Genomic DNA, 8450 nt, shown 5'->3' with positions numbered 1-8450 from the left:
CCTTCGCAAACAGCCGGGCCGCCTTCAACCTGCGCTTCTCCAAACCGGCAAAGTTTCGTCGGCCGCCAATGTGCGCTTTCATGCCTACAGCATATCATAGCTGCACCAAGAAATCAAACCTATTACGCGAGATTCAATAAGCATTGCGTAAGGATGAGAGCTACCAGTCCCCAGGCGGCGATGACCTCATTCAGGAATGAATCCAAGGCACCGCCGAATGGGGATACTTCAACCTGCATATCTCGCGCGATCACAGCCCCACTCAGTTTCCGGTCGCTCGCATCGTTAAGATTCCTGTAGCTGGAGCAGCGGAGCCGGAGTTCGGAAAGCACGAAGCGCGCGCCGCTGGTCCCGAACTGCGTAGCAACCACAGTGCCTACAATGAGTAGTGCGGGTTCCCAGCGGTGATACTTCTTCCAATAAACGTACAGGCCCAAGGCTACCGCTAGGTAGACGAGAATTGCTTTTACAAATGGCCATATACGTAGTAGCCACCGAAGGATGCGCATCATTTGAGAACCCCGCGGCGCACACTCATGAATTCTGCGCGACGATCTGCAATTGGGTCGAGACCATTTCGACCCGACGTCTCACTGGTTCATCCCGAAGAAGGGAGCCGAAGCCGCCGCCCTGTTGGAGCACGGCTTCGCAGGACAACCTTACGCTTATCACCTGGTCGCGTACCGCCTTGTGCTCCTCGATCACCGCACCGAGAAGATGAGCTGCAGGCGATGAAGGGCTGAGGCCGGGAGTGGCCGCGACCCTATCCAGCCAGGAAATGCCCAAGGCAATGTGGTTTTCTAGCGCCCCCGTAACTACCATGGCCGCGAGAACCTCCTCGGAGGTGAAGTTCCCTCGGTTTCGGATGGAGTCTGGCCATCTGGCCTCAACATCGCATAGGGTCTGCGTAAGCAATGGAGTGAAACTGTGCGCCTTTAAGTCCTCCTCCCAGTCCGCGATATCATCTAGCAGCTGCATGCCGGTTGCCAATTCGTCCACCGGAAGGAGCAACGCGGCCTGGTCCTCCCCCCCGTGCCCGTCGGCCGCCAGCAAACACGCGGCGCACAGCTTGAGGAACGCGATCTTGCGTCCCAAGCGGTCGACTTCTTCTGGGCTGTAGCCTCTCAGTAAACCTCTGTGCTCCTGCATCTCAATCAGAACCGCATTCGCTGCTTCAAGAAAGTACTGGTCGATCCGCAGTCTGACATTGCAGCCTGAAGGAAGGAGGGAATGTAGGCGCGTAAACCCTCGTTCCAGAAGAAGTTGGCTGGCGAGCATGAGAGGTACTGCATCGGCCTTCTTGTCGATGTCGAGAACATCGTCAATAAAGAGCGTGTACGCGTAGAGGTTCATCCAAGGCAATGCGACTTCAGCAACGACCTGGCGGTTGCTCAGAGGAAGCATATCCGCGAGTAACCAAGGCGCATACTCACCGAGGAGCGGCTTTCCGTGACCGCGGGCCACCCGCGATCCGTAGTTGGTTATCACAACTTCTTTCAATGCACTTGGGAAATCACTTACGCCCTCGAACAGCCATTCTCTCTGCCGCTCAACGTGCGGGTGGAAGTCCAACAGTGCGGTTGATGTAGCACTCTGCATCGTAATCACCTATCCAGTGGTCTGTTCTCCCCAGGGGAGATATACCCGGCCTAGTATTTGCCGCGTCCTCTCCGCATTCCTCTAACCAGAGCGTAGATCACCCATGCGATCACAAACGGGATTAGCCATCGCATGTCCAGGAACCGGAGGATAATCCCCGCGCCAAAGAATGCGGCTGCGCCCCAGGCCGCGTCCCAGCATGTTACCGCACCGGCGGACAGCAGGGCAAAGCGGCCGAACGGAACGCGAAGTATCCCGGAAGCCGTCGCGGCCAGCGCTCCGACATTGGGGTGAACGTATCCCAACCATAGCCACTTTGTCCCGCGGCGGAGGATCGAGTCTCGCGCCCTGTCAAGAGGCGATCCAAATCCCAAACGACGAATGAGAGCGTGCCACCCAAAACGGCCTATCGCATAGTCGAACGCGTATGCCAGCAGGAAGGCGGCGGTTGCCACAGCGAGTACCACAAACACGTTCAGGGTCCCACGACGGCTGAACGCCACGGCAAGGATCACAACCGTTGACCCAGGTAGGTAGACATTCACTACCGGCGTGGCCTCTAGGAATGCGCCGACGAATACAATCGCGTAGCCATAGCGCTCCATGAGCGAGTCTGCCATGCGGACTAGCTGGTCAGAGGGTGGCAAGCCCAGGGCGCGATAGACACCGATGAATGCCAGTGAAAGCGCCAGCACCGAGAGGGGGAACGCTGCAATGCGAATAGCCAGCTTAACATTGACCATGGTATTCGCGGCGTATTGTTCCAGAGCCGCCGTGTTAAACACAGTGGAACACAGTCTGGCTTCTACAGTCCGCTCTACTTGCCCTTCATGCGGACCGCACACAGCCGAGGGCGGCTGTGCCACATGGTCGAGCTACCCACAAGCGTTTTCGGGACGCCCACGTTTTCCGCTCCAGTGGTAGACGGGGCCTCTGGATGTCCGCAGCGACGCGCTACGCCTGCCCGCGCCAGTAGTCGAGCAGGTCGGCGACGGTCTGCTCGAAGGGGATCTGCGGCTTCCACCCCGTGCGAGCGTGGAACTTCCCGAAATCGCCCTGGAGCACGGGCACGTCGGAGGGCCGCATGCGCGCGGGCTCCTGCTCGACTTTCACTTGCACCTGGGAGCGGCTGAGCAGCAGATCGAGCACCTCGCGGATGGTGCGCGCGACGCCCGAGCACAGGTTGTAAACCTCGCCCGGCTCGCCCTCGCGCACCGCCAGCACATAGCCGCGCACGATGTCGCGCACATCGGTGAAATCGCGCCGCGCCTCCAGGTTGCCGACGCGCATGACCGGCTCCTGGCGACCCTTCTCGATGTCGGCGATCTGTTTGGCGAAGTTGGAGGTGACGAACACCGAACCGCGCCGCGGGCCGGTGTGATTGAAGGCGCGCGTGCGGACCAGATGGAGGCCGTAGCTCATGGCGTACTGGTAGGCGAGCAGGTCCTGGCCGACCTTGCTGACGGCGTACGGGCTCAGCGGCCGCAGCGGATTGGTCTCGCGGATGGGCAGCTCGTCCTCGCGGGCCATGCCGTACTCCTCGGAGGAGCCGGCGATCTGCACGCGGGGGCTGGGGTCTAGCCCTCGCACCGCCTCCAGCAGGTGCACCTCGCCCACGATGTTGGTCTCCAGCGTCTCCGAGGGCGCGCGCCACGAGGTGGGGACGAAGCTCTGGGCGGCGAGGTGATAGATCTCGTCGGGGCGCACGTCGAGCAGCACCTGCTTGACCGAGGCGCTGTCGCGGATGTCGCACTCGACGAGGCCGATGCGACCCTCGAGGTGGTCAATGTTGGCGGTGTCGCTGCGCCAGCGGGCGGTGCCGAAGACCTCGGCGCCCTGCGCCAGCAGGTGCTCCGCGAGGTGCGAGCCGACGAAGCCGGTGATGCCGGTGATGAGCGATCTCATGGTCAGGCTCCCGTTATCGGCTGCCCGCGCTCAGGTCCGTCGCGACCTACTTGCGCGCGACCCAGGTGCGCAGGCCCTCCCAGTCGAAGCGGCACGGCAGCAACTGAAAGCCGGCGCCCTTGATCGCTTCTTCGACCTCGCGCCGCCGCCGGGTCTCGCACAGCACGGTCACGCTGCCTCCCCCGCCCGCGCCGTTGATCTTGAAGCCGATGGCGCCCGCCGACCGCGCCACCTCCTCGATACGCTGGATGTGGCGGGTGGTGATCTCGGAATGGAGCGCCTTCTGGGCGGCGTTGTTGAGGTTCATGATCTCGGCGAAGGCGGCGAAGTCGCCCTTCCACAGCGCGGAGGCGGCGAGCTGGGGCGTGGTCTGGAGGGTCTCCATGGCTTTGCGGGTGGCCGGGTTTCCCGCCTGGTAGTCGGCGATCACCTTCTCATGCACCGCGCCCGAGAGATGGCGCTCGCCGGTATAGACTAGCACCAGGCGGCTCTCCAACTCCCACGCGATCTCCGGCGTCACCCGCACCCGCGAGGTGGTCGCGCGCGGGTAAGGCTCGATGGTGTGGTAGCCGATGCCGCCCATCGCGGCCGCGATCTGATCCTGCACCCCGCTCTGGATGCCCAGCTCCTTGGTCTCCAGCTCGTGCGCGAGGCGGGCCACCTGCTCGGGCCGGTGGTACTCGCCGGTGAGCATGCTCAAGGCGCCGATGAGGGCGACCGAGATCGCCGCCGAGGAGCCGGTGCCGCAGCCGGCGGGCACGTCGGCATAGACGTAGGCGTCGAGCTTGTCTATGCCCATGACGTTGACCGCCGCCTTGAGCAGGTCGTGCTTGCCGTTGTAGGGCTCGGCCCCCGGCGCGGCGATGTCAATGATCTCGCCGAAATCCTGGGCGGTGATGCTGACCCCGGGGCGGGCGCGGGTGGCGACGATAACCTGGGCGTAGAGGCTGACCGCGAAGTTCAGCACGCAGCCGGAGCCGGCGAACCAGGTGTCGGTCCAGCCCCCGAAGTCGAGAACCCTATTGGGCGCCTGTGCTTTGACGATCATGGTGCTCGCAGGTCTCAGGCCGGCGCGCTGGCCACGGGCGCGGCGCACACAGCGCCTGCCCTATTCCCGCCGCGACAAACGCGTTCCTGCCGCGGCAGAGCAGACTTGTGCCGCGAACGTGTTCGCTTTCTCGACATGCGGGTCGGCGATGTGCTTCAGGCAGGCGCAGCCGCGCCGGAAAAACCGCGCCGGTGCGGATCATCCAATCTGCGCGGGGCGCGGACCCCCAAAGCAACGCACCCTACCTGCGCACTATGGGGGGTTTTGCGCTTGAAAACAGCGATTCAGTCTGCAAAGTCATTCCGCGAAGCTCAATGGGCGCCGCAGCCGACGCGGTGGTCGCTCGGTCTGCCGAGACAGGTGCGGTCGCCCATTATCACGACACGCTAACCCTGGCACATTTCTTGCTCCGAACATGCTACCAGAGAACGGGGGTGGACGAGAGCAGCGTGCGTTGATGCGCCAGAAGGTTGGGCACTCTTACCCGCCGGGGGCAGGGATGCGCGCGGCGGCCGCTTTCGCCGGGACCGTCTGGGTGCAGCACACGTGCTCGCGAGCCCCGAGTTGAGGGCTGGCACTGTTCTTGCTGCCCGCGGCGCGAAAGATACCGAAGCAGTGGGCTGCCGCCGCCCTGCGGTAAGGCGCAGATAGCGCCTCAGGTCCCAGCCGGAGGGCCAGGTCGAACCGATGCGGTTCCGGGCGGCGGATAGCTGCGGCGCCCTCCACCTTCACCATGCCCGATGGCTGATGCAGAGACGATAGCAGAACAGCCGTCCATGTATGGCGAGATCAGGAGCGTGTTCCGCCACGCCTTGGTCTACGGCGCAGCCAGCCTGACTACCGGCCTGATCGGCTTCCTGATGATCCCGGTGTACACGCGTTACCTGTCCCCGCGCGACTACGGGGTGCTGGAGCTGCTTCAGCTCGCCTCCAACGTCATCAGCATCATCATGGCAATTGGTTTCAGCGGCGCGGTGCTGCGGTTCTATTTCCAGTACGACAGTGAGGACGACCGGCGCGAGGTAGTGAGTACGGCGCTGATAGCAATCCTCACGCTCGGCGTGGGGGCGACACTCTTGCTCTTGACCCAGACGGCGTGGCTGGCGCGCGTGGTTCTGGGCAAGCCCGGTTACGCGCGCCTGGTCGCGGTGATGATTCTCACCAATTTCTTCGGCATCACCTTGATCGTGCCGCTGGCCTACCTGCGTGCGCTGCGGCGGTCGGCACTGTACGGTGGCGTGGCGCTGGGGCGGCTGGTGCTGGGCCTCGCGCTCAACATCGTGTTCGTGGTGGTCTTGCGAATGAGCGTGCTGGGGGTGCTGCTGAGCGGGCTCATCGTCGCGTTCGTGTCATCGGTGGGGCTGGTTGGCGGTGCGCTGCGGAGCGTTGGCCTCAACCTGTCGCGAGCCAAGTTCGACGAGATGGCGGCCTATGGCGGGCCACTGGTGCCAGCCAGTCTATCGATGTTCGTGCTCCACTTCGCCGATCGGTTCTTCCTGCAGCGAATGACGGACCTCAACCAGGTCGGGCTCTATGCGCTGGGCTACCGATTTGCGATGATGCTGCCGGTGCTGGTGATGGAGCCCTTCGCGTTGATCTGGGGGGCGGCGATGTTCGCCATCGCGCGCCGGGAGGATGCGCCGCAGATATACGCACGGTTGTTCACTTACTTCTTCTTCGTGGCCACGGCGTTCGCGCTAGGCGTATCGCTGGTGATCAAGGACGCCATCAAGGTCGTCGCCACGCCCAAGTTCCTGGCCGCTCACACCGTGGTGCCGGTAGTGCTGGTGGGGCTGCTGTGCCTGGCGGCATCACAGTTCTTCGAGACCGGCGTTCACCTCAGCAAGCGCACCATCTTCCGCGCGGCCGCTGTGGGCAGCGCTGCCGCGATCAACTTGCTTCTCAACCTGTTGCTCATCCCGAAGTACGGGATGATGGGCGCCGCGGTGGCGACGCTGTTGTCGTTTGCCGCGCTGGCGGCGATGTCATATGTTTTCGGGCAGCGCCTCTATCGGATTCCATACGAGTTCCCGCGCCTGGCGAAGCTGGTGGCAGCGGCGGCCCTCATCTACTGGGCAAGCACGTGGCTGCACATCGAGTCGGTGGCCGCATCCACGGCGGCGCGCGCGGGGCTGCTTGCCCTTTACCCCGGGCTGCTCTACCTGCTCGGTTTCTACCACCACGACGAACTGCTCAAGGCGACGCGCGCCGGCCAGGCGGCGGCCGTATCGTTGTGGCAACGGGTATGGCATGTGAAGCGTGTGTCCGAGAGTGCGCCATGAGGGAGTGTGCCTGAATGACTGGTGCGACTGTGCTGGTCGTGGGCGCACTGCTGAGTGCGGCGACGGCTTTCGCGCTTCGACTAGCTGCGTGCCGCGGAGGGCGATTCCGCGGCGTGGACACGTGGTTTCACTTGCACGTGGCGGACTGCATAAGGGAGACCGGACGCCTGCCTCGCCGTCTGGAGTGCTTCACGCCCACCGGGGTCTACGACTACCCGCCAGGCCTGGCGTGGCTGCTGTCGCGGTTCGCCAAAGACGCTGCCCAAGCCTGGCAATGGCTGGTATCGCCAGCGGCGGATGCGGCCCAGGCTGCGGTGACGCTGGCGATCGCCTGGTACCTCTGGCGCAACGCAGCGGCCGCGGTGACGGCGGGTTTCATCTACGCTATCAGCCCCTTAGTCATGGCCCAGAGCCTCCAACTGACACCGCGAGCGCTTGGTTCCTTGCTATTCGCAGGCGCGGTGAGCCTGGCCATCATTGCTTCCCAGGCTAGTCACACCGCAGCCATCGTTGCATTCGCCGGCGCCGTTGTCTGCGCCGGGCTGCTGCTCATGACGCATCGTATGGGGACCCAGGCGCTCCTCTTTGTCGCCGCAGGCATCGCCGCCGCCGGAAACCTGGCCGTCCTCGCCGGCCTGGGGGCGGCGGTGGCGATCACGGTGCTGATGACGAGAGGGCGCTACATCACGATACTGCGGGGTCACCTGGCGGAACTCCGGTTCTGGTTTCGCAACGTGCATCGCCGTGATGACAACCGCCCGCTGAAGCTGCTGTCTCCAGAGGCGGAGGCCGCTCGACCGAGAAAGGGCCTGCTGCGTCGCAGCGCCGCCCAGGCATATTCTCTCGTCAGGCACCTTCCGTTTGTCCTGGTCTTTGCCTATGCGTCGTGGCGGTTCTGGGCCGTCGCGCCGTTAAGCCGGCCGTTTGTGATCTGGGCGGCGACGGCGTATGCCGCCTTCTTGGTCACCACCCACATTCGCGCCCTCAAGTTCCTCGGGCAGGGCTATCGTTATCTCACCTGCGCGGCGCTACCGGTGGCGGCCATCTCGGGCGGCGCTCTGTTCGCGGCGTCCGACGGATGGCCCCTGGTTGCCGCTTACGTCGCTGCCGGCCTGGGGCTCGCAATCTCGCTGCGCGAACTCTACGGGTGGTATGGATGGGCAGAACGTCATGCTACGGAGACTCTGAACCCGGCGCTAATGTCAGTCCTCGATTGCCTTCGTGAGCAGAGCGAAGACGGCGTTGCCTGCGTGCCGTTCGGCCTCGCCAACAGCGTCGCCTACTTCACCGGGAAGCGCGTGCTGCGCCACGGCGCGTCGGCGGCTCTTCCACAGCTTGAGTTCTTCTACCCCCTGGTACAGGAGCCGCTGGACAGCGTCGTGGCGCGCGTGGGCGCGAACTGGCTGCTGGTGGATGTCCGAAGCTTCCCGCCGGGGTTTGTTGTTACCTGCGGCGAGGTCGCCTTCGAGCGACACCCATATCGCCTGTTCCGGGTGGCTGCCAGGCGCGAAGATTCTGCCGCCACTGGTGCCACGGCTGCCGCCGCAGAAGGCTTCGACGAGGTGGGGAGGGCGCGGGAGCGACCTGAGGTGGCCTGAGGTCAAGTGTGCAGAACG

General features: G+C 64.0%; 6 protein-coding genes. 2 read left to right on the top strand and 4 right to left on the bottom strand.

Annotated elements, in window-relative coordinates; translation table 11 throughout:
* Positions 1–534 precede the first annotated feature (534 nt).
* The 4 genes from VM221_02395 to VM221_02380 all read right to left on the bottom strand — a co-directional run bounded on the left by VM221_02395 (position 535) and on the right by VM221_02380 (position 4552).
* A complete protein-coding gene (locus VM221_02395; protein HUT73669.1) occupies positions 535–1599 on the bottom strand; it encodes a class 1 isoprenoid biosynthesis enzyme in 1065 nt (354 codons plus the stop codon).
* Positions 1600–1649: 50 nt separating this feature from the next.
* Positions 1650–2384, bottom strand: a complete 735-nt coding sequence (locus tag VM221_02390) for a hypothetical protein (GenBank protein HUT73668.1) — start codon at positions 2382–2384, stop codon at positions 1650–1652.
* A 169-nt stretch (positions 2385–2553) separates the two neighbouring features.
* Positions 2554–3504, bottom strand: coding sequence for a GDP-mannose 4,6-dehydratase (locus VM221_02385; protein HUT73667.1), 951 nt, complete (start codon positions 3502–3504; stop codon positions 2554–2556).
* 46 nt (positions 3505–3550) lie between these two features.
* On the bottom strand, positions 3551–4552 hold the full coding sequence (locus VM221_02380) for a GHMP kinase (protein HUT73666.1): 1002 nt from the start codon (positions 4550–4552) through the stop codon (positions 3551–3553).
* A gap of 776 nt (positions 4553–5328) precedes the next feature.
* Between VM221_02380 and VM221_02375 the strand changes: the two genes are divergently transcribed.
* Together VM221_02375 and VM221_02370 are read left to right on the top strand one after the other, a co-directional pair.
* Positions 5329–6834 (top strand): oligosaccharide flippase family protein, encoded by a 1506-nt coding sequence (locus tag VM221_02375; protein HUT73665.1) that lies wholly within the window; start codon positions 5329–5331, stop codon positions 6832–6834.
* A gap of 14 nt (positions 6835–6848) precedes the next feature.
* Positions 6849–8432 (top strand): hypothetical protein, encoded by a 1584-nt coding sequence (locus VM221_02370; protein ID HUT73664.1) that lies wholly within the window; start codon positions 6849–6851, stop codon positions 8430–8432.
* Positions 8433–8450: the final 18 nt, after the last annotated feature.

This window comes from Armatimonadota bacterium (genome assembly GCA_035527535.1).
Lineage (GTDB): Bacteria > Armatimonadota > Hebobacteria.
This window is presented reverse-complemented; position numbering and strand designations above follow the sequence as displayed.